19 protein-coding genes and 2 tRNA genes are annotated in these 19,602 nt (G+C 69.8%); 8 read left to right on the forward strand and 13 right to left on the reverse strand.

Features of this window, described 5'->3' with window-relative positions:
* Positions 1-5: 5 nt before the first annotated feature.
* The 4 genes from AB0I28_RS23090 to AB0I28_RS23105 form a co-directional block, all read right to left on the reverse strand.
* The gene (locus AB0I28_RS23090) at positions 6-212 is read right to left on the reverse strand and encodes a hypothetical protein (protein ID WP_357496422.1); all 207 of its coding nucleotides are present in this window, start codon (positions 210-212) and stop codon (positions 6-8) included.
* 152 nt (positions 213-364) lie between these two features.
* Positions 365-2,452, reverse strand: a complete 2,088-nt coding sequence (locus AB0I28_RS23095; protein ID WP_357496424.1) for a catalase — start codon at positions 2,450-2,452, stop codon at positions 365-367.
* Between the two features lie 88 nt (positions 2,453-2,540).
* Positions 2,541-2,978 (reverse strand): hypothetical protein, encoded by a 438-nt coding sequence (locus AB0I28_RS23100; protein WP_357496426.1) that lies wholly within the window; start codon positions 2,976-2,978, stop codon positions 2,541-2,543.
* Positions 2,979-3,093: 115 nt separating this feature from the next.
* The gene (locus tag AB0I28_RS23105; protein ID WP_357496428.1) at positions 3,094-4,296 is read right to left on the reverse strand and encodes a DUF418 domain-containing protein; all 1,203 of its coding nucleotides are present in this window, start codon (positions 4,294-4,296) and stop codon (positions 3,094-3,096) included.
* A gap of 110 nt (positions 4,297-4,406) precedes the next feature.
* Here AB0I28_RS23105 and AB0I28_RS23110 point away from each other — a divergent pair, with 110 nt between their 5' ends.
* Positions 4,407-5,165, forward strand: a complete 759-nt coding sequence (locus AB0I28_RS23110; protein ID WP_357496430.1) for a TetR/AcrR family transcriptional regulator — start codon at positions 4,407-4,409, stop codon at positions 5,163-5,165.
* Between the two features lie 136 nt (positions 5,166-5,301).
* On the forward strand, positions 5,302-6,114 hold the full coding sequence (locus AB0I28_RS23115) for a CPBP family intramembrane glutamic endopeptidase (protein ID WP_357496432.1): 813 nt from the start codon (positions 5,302-5,304) through the stop codon (positions 6,112-6,114).
* Positions 6,115-6,285: 171 nt separating this feature from the next.
* On the opposite strand, the gene AB0I28_RS23120 is transcribed toward AB0I28_RS23115, so the two are convergent.
* The 5 genes from AB0I28_RS23120 to AB0I28_RS23140 form a co-directional block, all read right to left on the reverse strand.
* Positions 6,286-6,359, reverse strand: a tRNA-Asp gene (locus AB0I28_RS23120).
* Between the two features lie 36 nt (positions 6,360-6,395).
* Positions 6,396-6,468 (reverse strand) — tRNA-Glu (locus tag AB0I28_RS23125).
* Between the two features lie 149 nt (positions 6,469-6,617).
* Positions 6,618-7,445 (reverse strand): polysaccharide deacetylase family protein, encoded by an 828-nt coding sequence (locus AB0I28_RS23130; RefSeq protein WP_357496434.1) that lies wholly within the window; start codon positions 7,443-7,445, stop codon positions 6,618-6,620.
* A gap of 143 nt (positions 7,446-7,588) precedes the next feature.
* Positions 7,589-9,487 (reverse strand): DUF2264 domain-containing protein, encoded by a 1,899-nt coding sequence (locus tag AB0I28_RS23135; protein ID WP_357496436.1) that lies wholly within the window; start codon positions 9,485-9,487, stop codon positions 7,589-7,591.
* A gap of 6 nt (positions 9,488-9,493) precedes the next feature.
* A complete protein-coding gene (locus AB0I28_RS23140) occupies positions 9,494-10,498 on the reverse strand; it encodes a hydroxyacid dehydrogenase (RefSeq protein WP_357496438.1) in 1,005 nt (334 codons plus the stop codon).
* A gap of 246 nt (positions 10,499-10,744) precedes the next feature.
* Between AB0I28_RS23140 and AB0I28_RS23145 the strand changes: the two genes are divergently transcribed.
* The 4 genes from AB0I28_RS23145 to AB0I28_RS23160 are packed head-to-tail and all read left to right on the forward strand — an operon-like array spanning position 10,745 to position 15,376.
* The gene (locus AB0I28_RS23145) at positions 10,745-11,761 is read left to right on the forward strand and encodes an ABC transporter permease subunit (RefSeq protein ID WP_357496440.1); all 1,017 of its coding nucleotides are present in this window, start codon (positions 10,745-10,747) and stop codon (positions 11,759-11,761) included.
* Complete coding sequence (locus tag AB0I28_RS23150) at positions 11,761-12,654, forward strand: carbohydrate ABC transporter permease (RefSeq protein ID WP_357496441.1); 894 nt, start codon at positions 11,761-11,763, stop codon at positions 12,652-12,654. Before AB0I28_RS23145 ends, AB0I28_RS23150 begins: the two co-directional genes overlap by 1 nt.
* A 32-nt stretch (positions 12,655-12,686) precedes the next feature.
* Positions 12,687-14,315 carry a hypothetical protein gene (locus AB0I28_RS23155; protein WP_357496443.1) on the forward strand — a complete coding sequence of 543 codons (1,629 nt, stop codon included), beginning with the start codon at positions 12,687-12,689 and terminating at the stop codon, positions 14,313-14,315.
* Between the two features lie 23 nt (positions 14,316-14,338).
* Positions 14,339-15,376: a LacI family DNA-binding transcriptional regulator gene (locus tag AB0I28_RS23160; RefSeq protein WP_357496445.1), complete on the forward strand. Its 1,038-nt coding sequence runs from the start codon at positions 14,339-14,341 to the stop codon at positions 15,374-15,376.
* A gap of 16 nt (positions 15,377-15,392) precedes the next feature.
* On the opposite strand, the gene AB0I28_RS23165 is transcribed toward AB0I28_RS23160, so the two are convergent.
* Positions 15,393-15,938 carry a hypothetical protein gene (locus tag AB0I28_RS23165; RefSeq protein WP_357496447.1) on the reverse strand — a complete coding sequence of 182 codons (546 nt, stop codon included), beginning with the start codon at positions 15,936-15,938 and terminating at the stop codon, positions 15,393-15,395.
* A gap of 78 nt (positions 15,939-16,016) precedes the next feature.
* Complete coding sequence (locus tag AB0I28_RS23170; protein WP_357496449.1) at positions 16,017-16,484, reverse strand: peroxiredoxin; 468 nt, start codon at positions 16,482-16,484, stop codon at positions 16,017-16,019.
* Positions 16,485-16,770: 286 nt separating this feature from the next.
* On the opposite strand from AB0I28_RS23170, the gene nhaA reads away from it, so the two are divergent.
* The gene (gene nhaA, locus AB0I28_RS23175; RefSeq protein ID WP_357496451.1) at positions 16,771-18,057 is read left to right on the forward strand and encodes a Na+/H+ antiporter NhaA; all 1,287 of its coding nucleotides are present in this window, start codon (positions 16,771-16,773) and stop codon (positions 18,055-18,057) included.
* A gap of 40 nt (positions 18,058-18,097) precedes the next feature.
* Positions 18,098-18,715 (forward strand): DinB family protein, encoded by a 618-nt coding sequence (locus tag AB0I28_RS23180; RefSeq protein ID WP_357496453.1) that lies wholly within the window; start codon positions 18,098-18,100, stop codon positions 18,713-18,715.
* 66 nt (positions 18,716-18,781) lie between these two features.
* On the opposite strand, the gene AB0I28_RS23185 is transcribed toward AB0I28_RS23180, so the two are convergent.
* Both AB0I28_RS23185 and AB0I28_RS23190 read right to left on the reverse strand, forming a co-directional pair.
* Complete coding sequence (locus AB0I28_RS23185; RefSeq protein ID WP_357496455.1) at positions 18,782-19,105, reverse strand: DUF3467 domain-containing protein; 324 nt, start codon at positions 19,103-19,105, stop codon at positions 18,782-18,784.
* Positions 19,102-19,587: a GNAT family N-acetyltransferase gene (locus AB0I28_RS23190; protein WP_357496457.1), complete on the reverse strand. Its 486-nt coding sequence runs from the start codon at positions 19,585-19,587 to the stop codon at positions 19,102-19,104. Before AB0I28_RS23190 ends, AB0I28_RS23185 begins: the two co-directional genes overlap by 4 nt.
* Positions 19,588-19,602 lie beyond the last annotated feature (15 nt).

Raw genomic sequence — 19,602 nt, forward strand, 5'->3', positions numbered from 1 at the left:
CCTGATCACTCGACGTCGACCAGCTTCGGGTCGAACAGCCGGTTCTTACCCCCCGAGCCGCCGTTGCGTCCTCGCCCGGTCTCACAGATGCCGGGTACGCACTCGTGCGGCTGCCGGACCTCGTCGGCCGGCAGATAGCGGCCGAGCACCTCCTTCGGGTCGGCGTAGCCGCTGCCGAAGGCCTCGATGTGGTCCACGAAATGCCGTTCCATCAACAACACCCCTCTCATCGACATGAGAAGTTTTCCCGTTTTGTGGAGCCGTGAAACACGGAGGGTAATCGTATGACTTCTTTTCATGTTGTTGGGGCGCAAGGAAAAACCGGGCGACGGGAAGTCCCGTCACCCGGTCCAGGCACGCCTGGTCAGGCCGCGATGCCGTCCACATTGCGGTCGAAGTGGCGGTGCGCGCCGATCGCCGCGGTGAACCCGCCGCTGAACTCCTCGCCGACCGCCCCGCCGCCGTCGTGGACCAGCACGCCCGGCGCGTCGTCGGGCAGGCCCGCCTTGGCCAGCAGCGCCGCGCCCTCACCGGCGGCCGCGATCGGCTTGGCGTGCTTGTACGCCTCGGCCACGAAGTGGACGGTGTACCCGTCGGCGCTCAGCGCGTCGGCGGAGTCCTTCCCGGCGGGCACCGCCACCGCGTCGTAGAGGACCGAGGCCATCGTGGTGATCGCCCGGTCCACCGCCAGCTCCCCGCCGGAGGCGGTCCGCACCGAGCCGTCCGCGGGGGCCAGCACCTCGGGGATGGCGCCCTGCGCCTTCAGCGCCTCGACCAGGCTGGTGGCGCTGTCACCGTCGACCCCGTCGGCGACCAGGACCGCGATCTTGCGCGTCGCGATCCCGTCCCCGGGAAACGCCGTCTGCGACAAGAAGTCCGAGCGGCGCCCGTGGTTGCTGCCCTGCTCGCCCGGCGCCTCGACCCCGACACCGGCCGCCACCTGCGCGGCGAGCTCGTGGTCGACGTGGTTGATCAGCTCGACCACCCGCTGCCGGATCTCCAGGTCGGTGACCTTGCCCAGCTCGAAGCGGTAAGCGGCCACGATGTGCTTCTTCTCCCAGTCGCTCATGCTGTTCCAGAACAGCGTCGCCTGCGAGAAGTGGTCGGAGAAGGTCGGGCTGCGGCGCCGGACCTTCGGCCCCTCGACGGGCTCGGGGAAGTGCACGAAGGCGCCCGGGACCGCGCCCGGCACGACCGGGCAGCCTCCGCCGATGGTGTTGGGGTGGTAGTTGGCCGTCCCGGTGCGGATCGCGTGCTGCCCGAAGCCGTCCTGCTGGTGGTTGGTGACCGGCGCGACGGGCTGGTTGATCGGGATCTGCGCGAAGTTCGGCCCGCCCAGGCGGGTGAGCTGCGTGTCGAGGTAGGAGAAGACCCGCGCCTGCATCATCGGGTCGTCGCTGAAGTCGATGCCCGGCACGACGTTGCCGACGCCGAAGGCGACCTGCTCGGTCTCGGCGAAGAAGTTGTCGGGATTGCGGTCGAGCACCAGCCGCCCCACCGGTGTCACCGGCACCTCGTCCTGCGGGACCAGTTTGGTCGCGTCGAGGACGTCGACCTCGCCGTACAGCTCCTTCTCGCCGAGGAACTGAATCCCCAGCTCCCATTCGGGAAACTCGCCGGCCTCGATGGCGTCCCACAGGTCGCGGCGGTTGAAGTCGGGGTCCTTCCCGCCGATCTTTTGCGCCTCGTCCCACACCAGCGAGTGCGTGCCGAGCTTGGGCGTCCAGTGGAACTTCACGAAGGTCGACCGGCCCCCGGCGTCGACCAGGCGGAAGGTGTGCACGCCGAAGCCCTGCATCGTGCGGTAGCTGCGCGGGATCGCCCGGTCCGACATCAGCCAGATGATGTGGTGCATCGTCTCCGGCTGGAGGGACACGAAGTCCCAGAACGTGTCGTGGGCCGAGGCGGCCGTCGGGATCTCGTTGCCGATCTCGGGCTTGAGGGCGTGCACGAGGTCGGGGAACTTGATGCCGTCCTGGATGAAGAAGACCGGCATGTTGTTGCCGACAAGGTCGAAGTTTCCCGCGCGGGTGTACATCTTCACCGCGAAGCCGCGCACGTCGCGGGGCGTGTCGGAGGAGCCGCGCCCGCCCTGGACGGTCGAGAAGCGCACGAACACCGGCGTGCGCGCGGAAGGGTCGGTGAGGAAGTCGGCGCAGGTGTAGCGCTCCAGCGACTCGTAGACCTCGAAGTAGCCGTGCGCCCCGGCGCCCCGCGCGTGCACGACCCGCTCGGGGATGCGCTCGTGGTCGAAGCGGGTGATCTTCTCCCGCAGGTGGAAGTCCTCCAGCAGGGTCGGCCCGCGTTCGCCGGCCCGCAGCGAGTTGTCGGTGTCCTCGACGCGGACACCCTGGTCGGTGGTGAGGTTTCCCTGGAGCGGGTCGGTCCTCACCGCGTCGAGCTGCTCGTCCTTCGTGGTTCGCTCTGGTGGGCGCGATGCGTCGGCGGTCATGTTCCAGCCTCCCGGCAGTTGGCGGTCTGCCCGGTAGATACCAGTGCGGACGAAGCGCCAAACCCCGGAGGAGAGGAACTTTTCGGACCTATCGGCCGCTGAACTCGGTCCCGTAGTAGGCGTCCTCGACCGCCTCGGCCGGGACGTCCTCGCCGTCGGCGGGCTCGATGAGCAGCTGATCCTCGGTCACCGTGTGCATCGCCGCCTGCTCCGGACCGGCCGTCGGGTCGGCGCCGGCCTCGAAGGCCGTCATGCCGCGATCGCCCATCAGGACGGCCGAGGTCGGCCCCACCGTGGTCTCCTCGGCCGGGCGCGGCCCGTCGCCCCGCTCCTGCATCAGGTGGAAGTCGACGCGCTCGCCGTCGCGGGCCTCCTCGGGAGTGGTGCCGAAGCGGTCGGCCTCCCGGTAGTCGTCCTGGAGCAGGATCTCGTCCTCCAGTCGCTGGTCGGGCTCCTCGACGAGATCACCGTCGTCGACGAAGCCGTAGGGGGCGTTGTCGGTGGCGTCGAACGACTGGCTGGACATGAGCGCTCACTCCCTCGGGGGTACTCCTGGTCTAGATCAACACCAATACCCGTTTCGCCCCCGCTCATGCCTGTACGGCGCAGGGCTCCCCCTTTCAGGGAAGCCCCGCCGCGTGTCAGGCGCGCTTGCCGTAGGTCAGGCGACGCAGGACCAGTTCGCCGGGACCGGCCATGCCGCGCCGGTCGAGCATCCGGGCGCCGACGACCGTCGCCAGCCAGACCGCGACCGCGATGACCAGGCCGGTGAGCGTGGGACTGCCGAAGCGGTCGCCGAGGTCGAGCGTGAACGGCAGCAGCAGCACGAGCCACGCCACCGACTGGAAGAGGTATCCCGACAGCGAGCGCCGCCCGAGCGCGGCGAGCGCGCCGGCGACCGGGCCGGGCCGGGTCAGGTGCATGGCGACGAGCCCGAAGACGGCGACGTAGCCGGGGCCGGCGAACATGCCGCTCGCGCCGTGGAGCATCAGCATCAGGCCGGCGGTCGACGCGTCGACGTGCGCCCAGCCCGCGCTCAGGAGGGCGGCGGGCAGGCCCCCGGCGACGGCGATGCCGAGTCCGGCGACGGCGGTCCAGACGAGCAGTTTCTTGTGGCGGGCGGGTTCTTCGAGGACGCGGCGGCGGGCGGCCCACATGCCCAGCCAGGCGATGACGATGAACGGCACGACGGTGAGGGTGTGCGTCGGCCATTCGGCGAGCCGGTCGAGCATGGACTGGAAGTAGTTCGTCGCGGCGAGCGAGTCGACGTGGGCGGCGGGCATGGCGGCGGGGGCCTCCTGGCCGCCGCCGAGCATCCCGGCCAGCACGACGGCCCCGAGGACCACGACCTCGACGGCCGAGATCGCCCAGATGACCAGCGCGACGCGGTGGAACCTGTCGCCCCGGCGCAGCAGCACGAGGGTCATGACGACGCCGACGATGCCGTAGGCGGCGAGGAAGTCGCCGTAGTAGAGCAGGGCGGCGTGGGCGAAGCCGAGGGCGACGAGCCAGAGGTTGCGGCGCAGCAGGATTGACCGGACCTGCTTGTGGGTGGCGCCGGAGGCGTCCTGGCGGCGGGCGAGCTGGACGAGTCCGTAGCCGAACATGACCGCGAAGACCGGGTAGCCGCGGGCGTGGACGAGCTCGTAGAGCAGGAAGTTCAGGCCCCGGTCGGCGCCTTCGGGTGTGGTGTCGAGGCCGGGTTCACCGGCGAAGACCACGCCGGCGACGTTGGCCAGCGCGATGAGGAGCAGCATCGCGCCCCGGGCCAGGTCGGGGGCGAGGGCGCGTTCGGCGCGCCGGACCGGTCCTCTCGTCGTTCGTGCGGCGGTATCGGTGCTCATGAGCGGTTCTCCCCGGGAGCGGTCATTAGTTTCTCAGGCAAAGTATCACAGACAAACTAATGAGGTCTGGCATGATGGGGGCGGATGCGACGGGGGCGAGCGAGGGAGCCATGACCAGCGAGGACTTCGTTCCGGCGCCGCTGCGCCGGCTGTGGGGCAGGTCGGAGGCCTCACGGCTGGGCAGGCCGGCGGCCCTCGACGTCACCCGGATCGTCGCCGCGGCCGTGGAGCTCGCCGACCGCGACGGCCTTGAAGGCGTCACCCTCCCGAAGGTCGCGGCGACCCTCGGGGTGACCGGCATGTCGCTCTACCGGCACGTCGGGTCGAAGGACGAACTGCTGACCCTCATGGCCGACTTCGGCGTCGGTGCTCCGCCTGAAGGGCTCGACGCTCTCGGCTGGCGCGAGGGTCTGCTCGCGTGGGCGGTGGCCCAGCGCGCCATGTTCCGTCGGCGGCCGTGGCTCACGCGCGTGCCCGCCTCCGGGCCCCCGTCGGGCCCAGGGCAGATCGCGTGGATGGAGTCGGCGCTGGCGATCATGGCCGGCACGAGCCTCGACTGGGCGCACAAGGTCGGCGTCCTGTCGCTGATCAGCGGGTACGTCGTCCACTCGGTGCGGCAGTCGAGCGACCTCGCCGCCGGCCGTGCCGAGGGGCAAGGGCAGGCCGACGCCGAACGCGACTACGGTCGCGCGCTCGTCCGGCTGGTGGAGCCCGAGCGTTTCCCGCAGACCGCGCGCCTGTTCGCGTCGACGCTGTTCGAGGCGCCGCCGTCGGACACGCCCGACGCCGCGGTCGAGGACAAGGACTTCTTCCTGGGGCTGGAGGTCATCCTCGACGGGGTGGCGGTGAGGGTGGGGCGGGAAGGGTGAGAGGGGCCGGCGGCGCCTGCAGGTGCGCACCGGAGCACTACTGGTGATCGCCGGCGGGATCCGTCTGTCAGTCCACGCGTCATCGCGTCAGGGACGTGTCAGGGCCGCGACAGTCGTCCGGGCGAGCCTCTACGACATGGAGAACACGCAGATCCCCGCAGCCACTGCGACCACCCGCCGATCCAGCCGTTTCGTCGAGCGCCTGCTCGCCGACCGTCACTCCATCCCGCTGTCCATCGCGCTTCACCTGGTGCCGGGCGCGCTCATCGTCGCGGTCTATGTGTTCATGGCCGCACCCCTGGTCGACTCGATCGAGTATCCGCCGTTCCTCGCCTGGGCCATCGCCCTGTCGATCGTGCTCTTCCCGCTCCAGCTCGGTCTCCTGTGGCTGGGCAAACAGAGCACCGGCAAGTACTCGCTGCGCGGCGCCTTGCGCTACATGGACAAACCGGTGCCGCGCGGCAAGCTCACCGGCCTGATCATCTTCAGTCTCTTGTGGATGACAGTGGTCTCTCTGGCTCTCCTTCCGCTGGACAACGTCGTCTACGACGCGTTCTTCAGCTGGATCCAGTACGAAGGCGCCGGGGCCAGTGCGACGACCTACCTCGACGGCTTCTCACGGGAGATGCTGGCGATCACCCTCCTGGTGTGCCTGCCCTTCACCGGATGGACCCTGCCGCTCATCGAGGAGTACTACTTCCGCGGATTCCTGTTGCCGCGCCTGCCGCAACTGGGCAGGTGGGCGCCGCTGTTCAGCACGCTCTTCTTCTCGATCTACCACTTCTGGGCGCCCTGGACGGTCCTGTCGAAGCTGGTCTTCCTGTTCCCGGGCATCTGGTTGGCCTGGAAGAAACAGGACATCCGCATCTCGATCGGCATGCACCCTGGATCGGCGCTCCTCATGGCGACCTTCGGCACCATCGCCGTCGCTCTCGGCTACATGGGCTGAACACGCGCGAAAGGGGGCGCCGTCCGTAGTGGACGGCGTCCCTCGTCATCCCCGGACGTAGCCGCAGGAGTCGGTCTCCGTATCGGGTGCGTTGGCGTCGGGTCAGCTGGAGAGGTCCCGAGCCGGAGGCAACAGAAAAGGCCCCCTCGCAAGAGGGGGCCTTATCCAACGCGGTCCCGACGGGACTTGAACCCGCGACCTCCGCCTTGACAGGGCGGCGAGCACTCCAACTGCTCCACGGGACCTCGTGTGCTGCTACATCTTAACCCCGACCGAAGTCGTGCCCCCAACGGGATTCGAACCCGTGCTACCGCCTTGAAAGGGCGGCGTCCTAGGCCACTAGACGATGAGGGCGCTTCGCCATCCTGACACAGTCGCTGAACAGAGTCAGCTCAGTATCTTTCGGCGAACTGCCTCCACCCGGTCGCGCCGGAGGCTTCGAAAGCATACGTGAGGCGCGTCCGGGCGCGAAATCCGGGGGGCGTCCTGCGCGTATCCCCTGTTCAGTGGCGTAGGGCGACGAGTTTGAAGCGGTCTTGGAGGTTCGGCAGGATCTTGTCGAGGGCCTCCAGTGTCCGCGAGCGGTCGCCGCCGCCGTCGTGCATCAGGACGACCGATCCCTTCTGTGTGTCGTCGATCACGCGGGCGGCGATCGTCTTGGCCGGCGGCTTCTCCCAGTCGGCGGGGTCGACGGTCCAGTTCAGCGACTTCATGCCGAGCTCCTCGGCGACGTCGATGGCCTTGTTCGTCCAGGCGCCGCCGGGGTGGCGGAAGTAGGCGATGTCGGCGCCGGGCGCGCCGCGGTGGATCGCGTCGTTGGTGCGCTGCATGTCGGCGCGGATGTCCGCCGGCTCCTTCTTCCCGAGCTTGAGGTCGTGCCCCCAGCTGTGGTTGCACAGGGTGTGCCCGTCACGGACGATGTCGGCGACGAGGTCGGGGTACGCGTCGGCGTTCTTCCCGATGAGGCAGAAGGTCGCCTTGATGCCGTACTCGCGGAGTTTCCCGAGCACCTTCGGGGTCCAGGTGGGGTCGGGCCCGTCGTCGAAGGTGAGGGCGACGCTCTTGCCGCCGGTGGTGTACATGACCCGGTCGTACGGGTTGTCGGACTTCTTCGGCGGCTTCTTGTCCTTGTCCTTCGACTTCGACGGGCTCGGCGACGGCGGTGTGGTCGGCGGCGGTGGCGGCGTCTCGGAGGGCTGCCCCGAGTTGGGGTTGGCCGACTCGTCGTTCTGCGGCCCCGCGATCGCCGGGTTCCCGGCCTGGAGCGCCGGGTCGTCGAGCGCGAACTTCACGCCGACGCCGAACAGCACCGCGACGGCCGTAGCTCCCATTAGAACTAGTTTCGTCTTCTTTGTCATCCCCACGTGCGCCCTCCAGACGGATCCCGGTCACCGTACCGGTCCGGCGCAATTACGGAATGCATCCGCGCCGCTCAATGTAAGCGATGCCATGAGCGACGCGGACGCCACAGTGGTCAGTCGACGAATTCCGACAAGTCCACAATGACCGTTTCGCCTCCGCGCCACTCGACCCGGACGGTCGTGTCGTCTACAGAGACGCTCGCCGTGGTCTGCCAGGTTTCCGCCGAAACGGCGATGTCCTCGGTCCGTCCGAGAAAATGCAGCGCCACATGGACGGTGCGGCCGCCCGGGGAGGCGCCGTGCAGGGCCGGGGTCGACTGGTGCGAGCCGAGAATGCTCGCGTCGGTGTGCGTCACCGTCTCGGCGCGCTCGTAGCCGTGCAGTCCCAGCACGGCGGCGGTGAGGCCGTCGGCCCGGCGCGCCCAGGCCGCCTCGCGGTGCAGGCCGTAGGGGACCGGGACGTCGTCGGCGACGGCGTGCGCGCCCTCGCGGACGGCGGTCGGCCGGTCGGAGTCGAGCAGGTGGCAGCGGACCTCGTAGGGCCCCGACACGATCGACACCGTGCGCAACTGCGCGCCCTCCCTGGGCGCGCAGCGCGATCCGGCGACGTTCCCGCGCACCCGGTGGGCCAGGATCGGCCCGCGACGCGAGGGTTCGCCGTCGAGCAGCGCGAAGGCGCCGTCCACGTTGTCCTCGAAGGCGGCGGCCATGCCCGGCGCGGTGTGCGTGCTGTAGCCGAACTTCACGTAGAGCGGATCGTCGTCGGGCGTGCCGGCCGTGTGGTGGTCGCTGCCGTGGTTGACCAGGCGCACGATCTCGTCACCGGAGGTCGAGTGCGCCAGCCAGCCGTTGCCGTCGAGCCCGAACACGCGGTCGCCGGTCTCCGCGGGCTGCTGCTCCTCCTTCTCCGTCCACACCGGATGGTCGGCGGGCAGCGCCAGGCCCATGAAGCCCATCCCGGCGAAGTACGGCGAGCCCGGTCCCGAGTAGTACTGGGTCACCGGCAGGAACTGCTCACCGCGCCACCCCAGCGACAGCGGCCCCTCGACGCCGGCGCCGTGGTCGGTGAAGTACTTCAAGGTCCCCGACGCCAGCCGGCGTGTCGCGCCCGGCGACAGATGGCCGCGCCCGGTCAGCGCGCCCAGCCACACCGGCGCCAGCGTCGCCGTGCGGTAGGTCAGCGAGCGGCCCTGGATCAGCGGGGATCCGTTGCCGCCGAACAGGCGCGGGTAGGTCTCCAGGTAGCGCCCGAGCCGGTTCTCCCACAGCCACTTGGCGTCCGGGTCGCGGTCGCCGACCATCTCGTACCAGGCCCACAGGAACGGGTGGATCACCCAGGCGTTGTAGTAGTCGATGTTGCGCCGGACGCCGTCGGTGTACCAGCCCTCGCCCAGGTGCCACGACTCCACGCGGCGCACGTCGGCGGTGCTGTCGTAGGCCGAGGTGTCGATGCCCTTCGAGGCGAGGAAGGCCTCGATCACGGCGGTGAACAGCAGCCAGTTGTTGCTCCAGGCGACCTTCGACGCGTGGTGCGCCAGCCACTGCGCGACCTGCTCCTTGCCGGCCTGGTCGAGGCGCCCCCAGACGTGGTCGCCGGTCAGGTGCAGGGCCCAGGCGATGTTGGCGGCCTCGACGATCGGCTGCGTCTTCCCGGTCAGCGGCGGCGTGCAGTCCACGCCCCACAGCCACTCCTCCGGGCCGCCCCTGGTCGTCCCGGCGACCAGGCCGGCGGCGTAGACGTCGGCCAGGCCCAGCGGGTCGTTCCCGCCTGCGCCGACGATGCGGGGCGCGGCGATCAGGAAGGTCCGGGCGAAGCCCTCCAGCGCGTCCGACTCCGGACCGCTCGCGGCGTGCCTGCCGGGGATCTGGAACAGCGCGTTGTTGGGGGACGCGAAGGACAGCGCGGTGGCCAGCCAGTGGTCGGCGACGGCCTCCCAGTGGGCGCGGGTGTAGCCGGTGTACGGGCTGAGGTCATGATCGAAGTCGGGGATGGAAAGCGCTTTCAAGCTCATGGCCGGTCAGGCTAGCCGGGGAAGTTCGGCCACGTCAACGGCACCGAGCATGGACTTTCCGGACAGGAAGCGCTCCAGGTCGGCCACCGCGTAGTCGCCGAGCAGGGCGATCTCGGTGCCCTGCGCGCCGGCCAGGTGCGGGGTGACGAAGACGTTCGGGAGCCCCAGTAGGGGGTGGTCGGTGGGGATCGGCTCGGGGTCGGTCACGTCGAGGACGGCGTCGAGGCGGCCGGTGGCGCACTCGGCGACCAGCGCCTCGGTGTCCACGAGCGATCCTCGCGCGGTGTTGATGAGGATGCCGCCGTCGGGCATCAGCGCCAGGCGCCGGGCGTCGATGAGGTGGCGGGTCTCGGGCAACTGGGGGGCGTGCAGGCTCACGACGTCCGATGTGGACACCAGCGTGTCGAGGTCGACCAGCTCGACGCCGAGCGCGGCGGCGCCCGCGGCGTCGAGATACGGATCGCTCATGAGGATCCGGACGTTGAAGTCGCGCAGCCGCTCGACCACGAGCCGCCCGATCCGTGAGGCGCCGACCAGCCCGATCGTGCGCCGGACGATGCCGCTGGGCTGCCGCCGGTCGGGGCCGGGCCAGCCGATCGTGGTCAGCTGCGCCGAGAGCGTGAAGGTCCGCTTGAGGGCCAGCAGGATCATCGCCCGGGTGTACTCGGCGACGGGGGCGGCGTTGGCGTCGGCGGCCGAGGAAACCGCGATCCCGCGCCGCCAGACCTCCTCGCTCACGTGGTGCTTGACCGAGCCGGCCGCGTGCACGACGACCCGCAGCTTCGGCATCGCGTCGAGGGCGGCGGCGTCGACGGCCGGGCAGCCCCAGCCGGTCACCAGGAACTCGGCGCGGCCGAGCACGTCGCGCAACGCCGGGTCGCCGAAGTCGCCGACCAGTAGCGCCGGGTCCACCTCCGCGAAGCCGCTCAGCCGCGCGATCACGTCGTCGGTCAAAGCGCTGGCCCGCGCGTATGGCGCCATGGCGAGCGCTCCGTACGGCCGTTGACTCACGTGCCCTCCTCAGGGTCACCCAGTTGCCTGCCGGTCCATCATCGCGTTTAGAAACCGGTTTCTCAAGTTCAGCACACTAGGGCCGAGGATTGCGAAGGTCAACAGTGACCGGAACGCTACATCTCGGGTTTACCAGCCATGTTATCGAGTTGAAACATTCTCGGGGCTTGTCCTGGCTCACAGAAACCGTCTATCTTCAGCTCCACCCCGCGGCGTTGCCGCCCCGAACCAGCGAGGAGGTCACCGTTGACCGTCACCGCAGCGACACCAGGCGAATCCCCCGCTTCGCCGGCTGCCGCGTCCGACGGTGCGCCGCCCGGCGGACCGCAGGCGAAGGGCAGGCGCAAACCGAAACCGAAGCGGTCGCGGGCGCAGCGCCTGCGGCGTGACCTCTTCCTGATCGGGCTGATGCTGCCCGGCGTGATCTACTTCGTGGTCTTCCACTACGGCGCGCTGTTCGGCAACATGATCGCGTTCAAGGACTACGTGACCTTCATCGGCGTGTGGGACAGCGCGTGGGTGGGCGTCGACAACTTCACGGTGCTGCTGGCCGACCCGGACTTCTGGAACGCCGCGGGCAACACCGTCACGATCGCCGTGCTCCAGCTGGCCTTCTTCTTCCCGGCGCCGCTCGCGCTGGCGCTGCTGCTCAACAGCCTGGTCGGCGACAAGATCCGCCGCTTCGTGCAGAGCGTGGTCTACCTGCCGCACTTCATCTCCTGGGTGATCGTGGTGGCGCTGTTCAACCAGGTGCTCGGTGACGTCGGGGTCCTCAACGGGATCCTCGACGACAACGGCCTGTCCACGATCGACATCATCGGCAACGCCGACGCCTACAAGCCCCTCGTGATCGCGCAGGTGATCTGGAAGGAGGCGGGCTGGGGCACGATCATCTTCCTGGCGGCGCTGGCCAACGTCGACGAGCAGCTCTACGAGGCCAGTGCCATCGACGGCGCCGGCTGGTGGCGGCGCCTGTGGCACGTGACGCTCCCGGCGATCCGCCCGGTGATCGTGCTGCTGCTGATCCTGCGGCTCGGCGACATCCTGACCGTCGGCTTCGAGCAGTTCTTCCTCCAGCGCGACACGGTCGGCCCGGAGGTCGGCGAGGTGCTCGACACCTTCATCTACTGGAGCGGCATCCAGGACGGCCACTTCGGCGTCGCGGCCGCCGCCGGCCTGATGAAGGGCGTTCTCGGGGTGGCCCTCATCTACGCCGCCAACAAGATCTCGCACAGGCTCGGCGAGCAGGGGGTGTACCGGTAATGGCGTCCAAGATCAACCGTCCGCTGTGGATGGGCAGGCCGCGGTGGTACACCCGCCTGGCGAAGGCGATCGCGCTGACGATCGTGGTCGGGCTGGTCGTGTTCCCGTTCTGGACGATCGTGGCGACCTCGGTGGCCTCCCCCAACGAGGTCATCGAGAACGGCGGCTGGGTCGTGTGGCCCACCACCCTGGACTTCTCGGCGTACACCAGCATCTTCAAGGGCGACGTGATCACCCGCGCGCTGCTGATCAGCGCCGGGGTGACGATCCTGGGCACCGCGACGAGCCTGGTCGCCACGATCGCGCTGGCCTACGCGCTGGCCCGGCCGGGTGTCTTCGGCGGCAAGCCGGTGCTGCTGCTGGTGCTGTTCACCTTCCTGTTCCCGCCGGCGATGATCCCGTCGTTCCTGGTGGTGAAGGAGCTGGGGCTGCTCAACTCCTTCCCGGCGCTGGTGCTGCCGGTGCTGATCAACGTGTTCAACCTGGTGATCATGCGCGGCTTCTTCCAGGGCGTGCCGACCGAGCTGATCGAGGCCGCGCGCCTCGACGGTGCCGGGGAGTTCCGGATCCTGACGCGCGTGGTGCTGCCGCTGTCGAAGTCGATCGTCGCGGTGGTCGGCCTGTTCTACGCGGTGTCCTACTGGAACGCGTTCTTCAACGCCGTCCTCTACATGGACGCCTACAACTACCCCGTACAGGCGGTCCTGCGGCAGTACGTGACCCAGGGCGCCTCGCTGACCGACATCGGCAACGCCGAAGCGTCGATCCTGAACTCCCCCCAGTCGGTGAAGATGGCCGTCGTCGTCATCGCCACGCTGCCGATCATCCTCGTCTACCCATTCGTGCAGCGCTTCTTCGTCAAGGGCGTCCTGACCGGCGCCATCAAGTCCTGACCCCTTTTCCCATTGCTGTGAAAGGAAATTCCATGGCTCTCAACCGCCGTGACACCCTCCGGCTGTTCGGCGCCGGCGCCGTGGCCATCACCGGCGCGCCCGCGCTGATCGGCTGCTCCTCGGACGGCGGCTCCTCCGACGTCGGCAACGAGGGCAAGGAACTGGCCGCCTTCCCGACGTACGTGCCGCTGGTGGGGCCCACCCCCGACCTGCCCGGCGACGACCAAGGCGTGCAGAACGCCTACCTGCGCTACCCGAGCGACATCAAGCCCGCCGGTTTCAGCGCGCCCGGCGACGGCTCGACGGTCACCGCGACGGTCATCACCTACGGTGTGCCGCCGACCCCGGTCGAGCAGAACAAGTTCCACCAGGCGATCAACGCCGCGCTCGGCATCAAGCTGGAGCTCCAGGTCATCCCGGCGGCCAACTTCAAGGAGAAGATGGCCACGATGATGGCGGGCAACGAGCTGCCCGACATCATGATGTTCGGCGCCGGTGAGGTCCTCCCCCGCGAGGAGCAGTTCATCGCCTCGGCCTGCGCCGACATCTCCGAGTACATCAGCGGCGACGCGGTCAAGGCCTACCCCGGCCTGGCCAACATCCCCGCCTACGCCTGGAAGGGCCTGGGCCGCATCGGCGGTCGCCTGTACGGCATCCCCGTCGAGCGCCCGGTCTTCGGCGGGTCGCTGATGCTCAACCGCACCGCCGTCGAGAAGGTCGGCGCGAAGCCGGACTGGGACAAGCAGGGCTTCATCGACGCGATGAAGGGCGTCACCGGCGGCCGGAAGTACGGCCTGGGTCTGGCGATGGCCCCGTCCATCGACTACTACGCCGGCGGGCTCGGCGCGGGCAACGTGTGGGACGTCGGCACCGACGGCAAGTTCACCACCGCCTACGGCTCCCAGCAGTTCAAGGACACGCTGGTGATGCTCCAGCAGATGTTCAAGGACGGCACGGTCTACCCCGACGGCGCCTCGACCTCCGCCACCGACATGAAGACGGTCTTCAACAACCAGACCGTCGCGGCCTACCGCGACGGGTGGGGCGGCTACTCCACGCAGGTCCTGGCGATCGCCAAGGACAAGTGGACCCTCGACTTCGGCCTGCCTTTCGCGGGCGGCAACTCGTGGGGCAGCCTCGGCCGCTTCGGCTACACGGTGTTCAAGAAGGCCGACCCCAAGCGCATCCAGATGCTCCTCGGGGTCGCCAACTTCCTCGCCGCGCCCTTCGGCACCACCGAGTGGGAGCTGATCAACTACGGCGTGGAGGGCACGCACTTCACCCGCAGCGACGACGGCACGCCGACGCCGACGGACCTGTGGACCAACAGCGAGAACACCACCAACCTGCCGATCAAGTACATCTCCTCGGCGCCGCTGGTGCTGCACTACTCCGGCTTCCCCGACGCCACCGAGCGCGTCTACGAGTGGGAGAAGAAGGTCGCCCCGATCACGATCCCCGACCCGTCGAACGGCATCCGTTCGCAGACGTGGACCGAGAACGGCGCCGCCCTGCAGAAGACGCTGACCGACGCGTGGATGGGCATCATCTTCCGCGGGGAGGACATCTCCACCTACGACGCGGTGATCGCCAAGTGGGGCACCGACGGCGGCACCAAGGCGGCCGAGGAATTCGCCGCCGAGTACGCGGCAAGCCAGTAGCGAACGCCACTTAACCTCTAACCATGGCCCGATCCACCATCAGGGACGTCGCCGCGCACGCGGGCGTCTCGGTAGCCACAGTGTCTCGGGTGCTGGGCGGCAACTACCCCGTCGCCGCCCGCACCCGGACCAAGGTCCTGCGCTCCATCGAGGAACTCGACTTCGTGGCCAACGCCCACGCCCGGGCGCTGTCGGGCAGCTCGTCGAAGCTGGTCGCGATCGTGACCAGCACGATGAACGCCCCCTTCTACGCCGAGGTCGCCAGCGGGGTCGAGGCGTACACCAGCGTCGAGGGCCGGCTGTGCATGTACGTGTCGACCAACGGCGACGTGCAGCGCGAACTGGAGGTGCTCGGCCTCATGCGCGAGCAGCGGGCCGAGGCGGTGATCCTGGTCGGCGGTGTGGCGATGACGCCGGAGTACCACGACCGGATGGCCCGCTACGCCCGCGGACTCGCCGCCGTCGGGGGCCGGCTGGTCTTCTGCGGACGGCCATCGCTGGGGCCCGACGTGCCCGCCGTCGTCGTCGAGTACGAGAACGAGGGCGGCGCGCACGCCGGGACCAGCCACCTGATCTCGCGCGGGCACCGCCGGATAGTCCTCCTCGGCGGGATCCCCGGGCAGACCACCGGCGACGACCGCATCGCCGGGTACCGGCGGGCGATGGCCGAGCACGGGATACCGGTCGACGAGGCCCTGATGATGCCCGGCCAGTTCGGGCGGCGCTTCGCCTACGACCGCATCCGCGAGCGCCTCGACGCGGGTCTGCACGACTTCACGGCGATCTTCGCCCTCGACGACATCCTCGCCGGCGCGGCCATGCACGCCGTCCGCGACGCCGGCCTGCGCGTGCCCGAGGACGTGTCGATACTGGGGTACAACGACTCCGAGATCGCGCTCGACCTGTACCCGGCGCTCACCTCGGTGCACATCCCGGTGCGGGAGCTGGGCCGGACGGCCGCGCGGCTGGCCCTGCAGCCGGGCGAGGGCGTCGTCCGCGACCACGTGATGCTGGGGACGCACGTGGTGGTGCGCGACTCGGTGGTGCCGCCGGTGCGGTAGGGGTGCAGGCCCCGCCTCAGCCCACCTTCCGCTCCCCGCCGAACACGCCGTACTCGTCCGGGCCGGCGAACTCGACCACGCGCGCGTTCACGACCGTGCCCGCGCGGCCGCGCACCGCACCCCGCCCGCCGGGCCGCGTGACATGTGCGGCGTCGTAGGCCTCGGTGACGACCTCCCACAAACCGTGCCAGTCGCGAGGAGCGACGGCCGCCCGGCACGCCGCGACCCACGCCTCGGCGAGCTCGACGCGCTCGTCGAGGTCGAGGACGTCGAGCAGGCCGGCGGCGGTGCGCGGGCAGCGCGGCGCGAGCGATCCCTCGCGCGTGCCGGCCGCCTCGCACATCCGCGACCACTCGGCCCGGGTGAAGTCCGCGCGGAGCGGATCACCGCCCGAGACCAGCCACCAGCGGCACACCAGCAGCACCAGGGCCTCGGCGTCGAAGTCGCGTTCGGCGGCCGCGAGCGCGGCGTCCCACTCGGCGTCGAAGGCCTCCCGCGCGTCGTCGACGAGGCGCTCGTAGGTTTCGGGCCCGGTGAGCAGGTCGAGCGGTGTGTACTCCATCTCCGCAGCGTGGCACAGCGGCGGCGGTGGATTCGCCGCCGCGCGCCGGTGGTCGGGCTTCCGACAGGCGTGGAAGCCCTACCGGGCGGCCTCCCGCAGGATCGCGAGGGCCTCGTCGGCGTGGCCGTTCATGTTGACCTCGCTGCGGATCACGGCGATGACGCGGCGGTCGGTCCCGATCACGAAGGTCATCCGCTTGGTCGACAGCGCGCCCAGCGCGAGCTTGCGCTTGACGCCCAGGGCGGTGGCCACGGTCCCGTCGGCGTCGGACAGGAGCGGGTAGTCGAAGCCGTGCTTCTCGCTGAACTCGCGCTGCTTGTCGACGGAGTCGCGGCTGATGCCCACGCGCTGCGCCTTGACCTCGGCGAACTCGGCGGCGAGGTCGCGGAAGTGGCAGGACTCGGCGGTGCAGCCGCGGGTCATGGCCGCCGGGTAGAAGAAGAGCACCACGGGGCCGTCGGCGAGGAGTTCGCTGAGGCGGCGGGGTGTGCCGGTCTCGTCGGGGAGGGTGAAGTCGTCGACGAGATCGCCGGTCTGCGCGCTCACGGTGTGGATCCTTCCGGTCGGCGGGGGACCAACGCTAGCGGAGGCGCCGGAGACCACGACGCGGGCTCGGCTCGCGGACGCCGAGGTGTCCCGTGGAGCGTGCGAAGCCCGTTTCCGCCTCTCTCGACGGCACCGGGGATCAGACTGAACGCGTGCCTCCTTCCGATCCGATAGGGTGTCAAGATCGCGTCAACGGCCGTCGGAGGGCGGCCACGTTGGGGCATGGAGTGCCGGGAAGTCTGGTCGGCGTCGCAGCCGCATGCACCCCAGCCGCCACGGAGGCGCCGTGAACAGCCCCGACCGCCGGACCTTCTTCGGTCTGCTCCCCCTCATCGAAAGACGGGTCGTCACCCGCGCGCTGCGGACCGAGACCGTCGGCGGGGTCGTCCTCCTGGTCGCCGCCGTCGTCGCCCTCGCGTGGGCGAATTCCCCGTGGGCGGCCTCCTACGAGAGCGTCCGCGACTTCCACTTCGGCTTCCCCGCCATCGGTCTCGACCTGTCGGTCGGGCACTGGACCTCCGACGGGTTGCTCACCCTGTTCTTCCTGGTCGCCGGGATCGAGCTCAAGCGCGAACTGCTCGTCGGCGAGCTCCGCAAGCCGGCGGCGGCCGCGCTGCCGGTCATCGCCGCCTTTTGCGGGGTCGTGCTGCCGGCCCTCATCTACGTGGCGATCGTGGGCGCCTCGGGCGGGAAACTCCACGGCTGGGCCGTTCCGATGGCCACCGACATCGCCTTCGCCCTGGCGGTGCTCGCCGTCATCGGCACGTCCCTTCCGGCGGCGGTGCGGGCGTTTCTGCTGACCCTCGCGGTCGTCGACGACATCTTCGCGATCCTGGTGATCGCGGTCTTCTACAGCGGGACACTCGACTTCGCCGCCCTGGGCGCGGCCGTCGCGGCGCTCGTGGTGTTCTGGCTGCTCCAGCGTTTCCACGTGCGCGGCTGGTGGTTCTACGTGCCGCTCGGCCTGGTGATCTGGGGCCTGACCTACACCTCGGGGGTCCACGCGACCGTCGCCGGTGTCGCCATGGGTCTGCTGCTGCGCACGAAGGCCGATCCCAGGCACGACCGCGACGAAGATCCGCCCGGTGAGCGCACCGAGCATCTGCTGCGGCCGCTGTCGGCGGGGGTGGCGGTGCCGTTGTTCGCCCTGTTCGCGGCGGGCGTGAGTGTTTCCTTCGACGCGCTCAACGGGGTGTTCACACGCCCCGAGCCACTGGGCGTGGTCGCCGGGCTCGTCCTCGGGAAGGCCGTCGGCGTCTTCCTGGGCACCTATCTCGCCGCCCGCTTCACGCGCGCGAGCCTCAACAGTGAACTCGGGTGGGGCGACGTGTTCGCCGTGGCGGTGCTGGCCGGGATCGGGTTCACCGTCTCGCTGCTGATCGCCGAGCTGGCCTTCGACGACGAGGTGATGATCGAGCAGGCGAAGGCGGCGGTGCTGGTCGGGTCGCTGATCGCGGCGCTGCTGGCGGCGCTGCTGTTGCGCCGGCGCAACCAGATCTACCGGCGGATCTACGAGGAAGAGGAGCGCGACGACGACGCCGACGGGATCCCGGACGTGTATCAGCGCGACTGAGCGCTGGTTTCCCGTGTCCACACCTGGCAGGCTCACGCCCGTGATCGACGATTTCGCGAAGAACTACCTCCACGACGACCTCCGCGAGATGCGCGAGGTGCTGGTCTGGAAGCTCGACGGACTCTCCGAGTACGACGTGCGCCGCCCGCTGACCGCGACCGGGACGAATCTCCTCGGCATGGTCAAGCATTACGCGTACTCCAGTGCCCGGTACTTCGGGGAGGTCTTCGACCGCCCCTTCCCCGAGGACGCGGTGCCGCGCTGGGACGACGAGACGGCGTGGAAGAACGAGCTCTGGGTCGCCCCGCACGAGACGCGCGAACAGATCCTCGACCTCTACCGGCGGGTGGCCGAGCACGCCGACGCGACGATCGAGGCCCTGCCCGTCGACGCGCCCGGCAACGTGCCCTGGTGGCCGCGACCGAACGTGAAGCTCTTCAACGTCATGGTCCACTCGCTCACCGAGGCGGCCCGGCACGCCGGACACGCCGACATCCTGCGCGAACGGCTCGACGGCGCGATCGGCGTGGGCGCGTGGAGCGAGAACCCGCACGACGCGCAGTACTGGGAGACCGAGCGCGCCATGATCGAGCAGGCCGCCAGGGCCGCCGACCCGGAAGGCGCCGACCGGGCGGCTTCCGATCCGGGGCCTGCCTAGGGTGTGTCCTGGTGGTCTTGTGGGTGCGAGTCCGCCGCAGCCCCACAGTGATCACCCGGACACGGCCTAGTCCTCCGCCGAGGTTTCCCGCCTGCTGCCGGTCTCGGTCTCCCACGCGGTGAGCTGCCGCTCCAGCGCCTTCATGATCTCGAAGACCTGCGAGGGCGGGATCTTCACGCGCGCGACGACCTTCGCCGGCGTGTTCAGGTAGCGCTCGCCGGTGTTGGGGTCCTCGTGCGGCTGCGGGGGACGCGTGGTGGTCGCGAAGTCGAGGGTGAAGCTCTCGGCGTCGTGCCAGATCGCCACGAAGTTGGCGTACACGCCCGACTCCAGGTCGGCTGGCATGTCCAGGGAGATGCGGCGGTCGGGGGCGCTCGGCTGCTCGCTCATCCGGCCGACGTTACCGCATCCTCGGCCGCCAGAACCCGACCGAAATGAAGTGCGCCGTCGGCCTCGGCGTAGAAGCCGAAGGGCTCGATCGCCGCGTACCCCATCGACGTGTAGAGGCTGATCGCCTCGGGTTGCTCCCCGCCGGTCTCCAGGATCATCCGGCGGCGGCCGGCCTCGCGGGCGGCGTCCTCCAGGACGGCGACCATGCGCCGGGCGAGTCCGAGCCCGCGCGCGGCCGGCCGCACGTAGAGGCGTTTCATCTCGGCGTCGGCGTCGCCGTGGGCGCGCCAGGCGCCGGTCGCGGCGGGTTCCCCGTCGAGGTAGGCGACGAAGAACACGCCGTTGGGCGCGGCGAAGTCGGCGGCGGTCAGCACCGTCTCGTCGGGGCCCCCGTAGCGGCGCACGTACTCCTGCTGGACCTCTGCGATGAGCTCCTGGGCGGCGGGGCCGTCGTAGGACTCCAGGCGGAACTCGACACTCATGCGCGCGAGGCTAGC

It is taken from the genome of Phytomonospora sp. NPDC050363 (genome assembly GCF_040655735.1).
Taxonomy (GTDB): domain Bacteria; phylum Actinomycetota; class Actinomycetes; order Mycobacteriales; family Micromonosporaceae; genus Phytomonospora.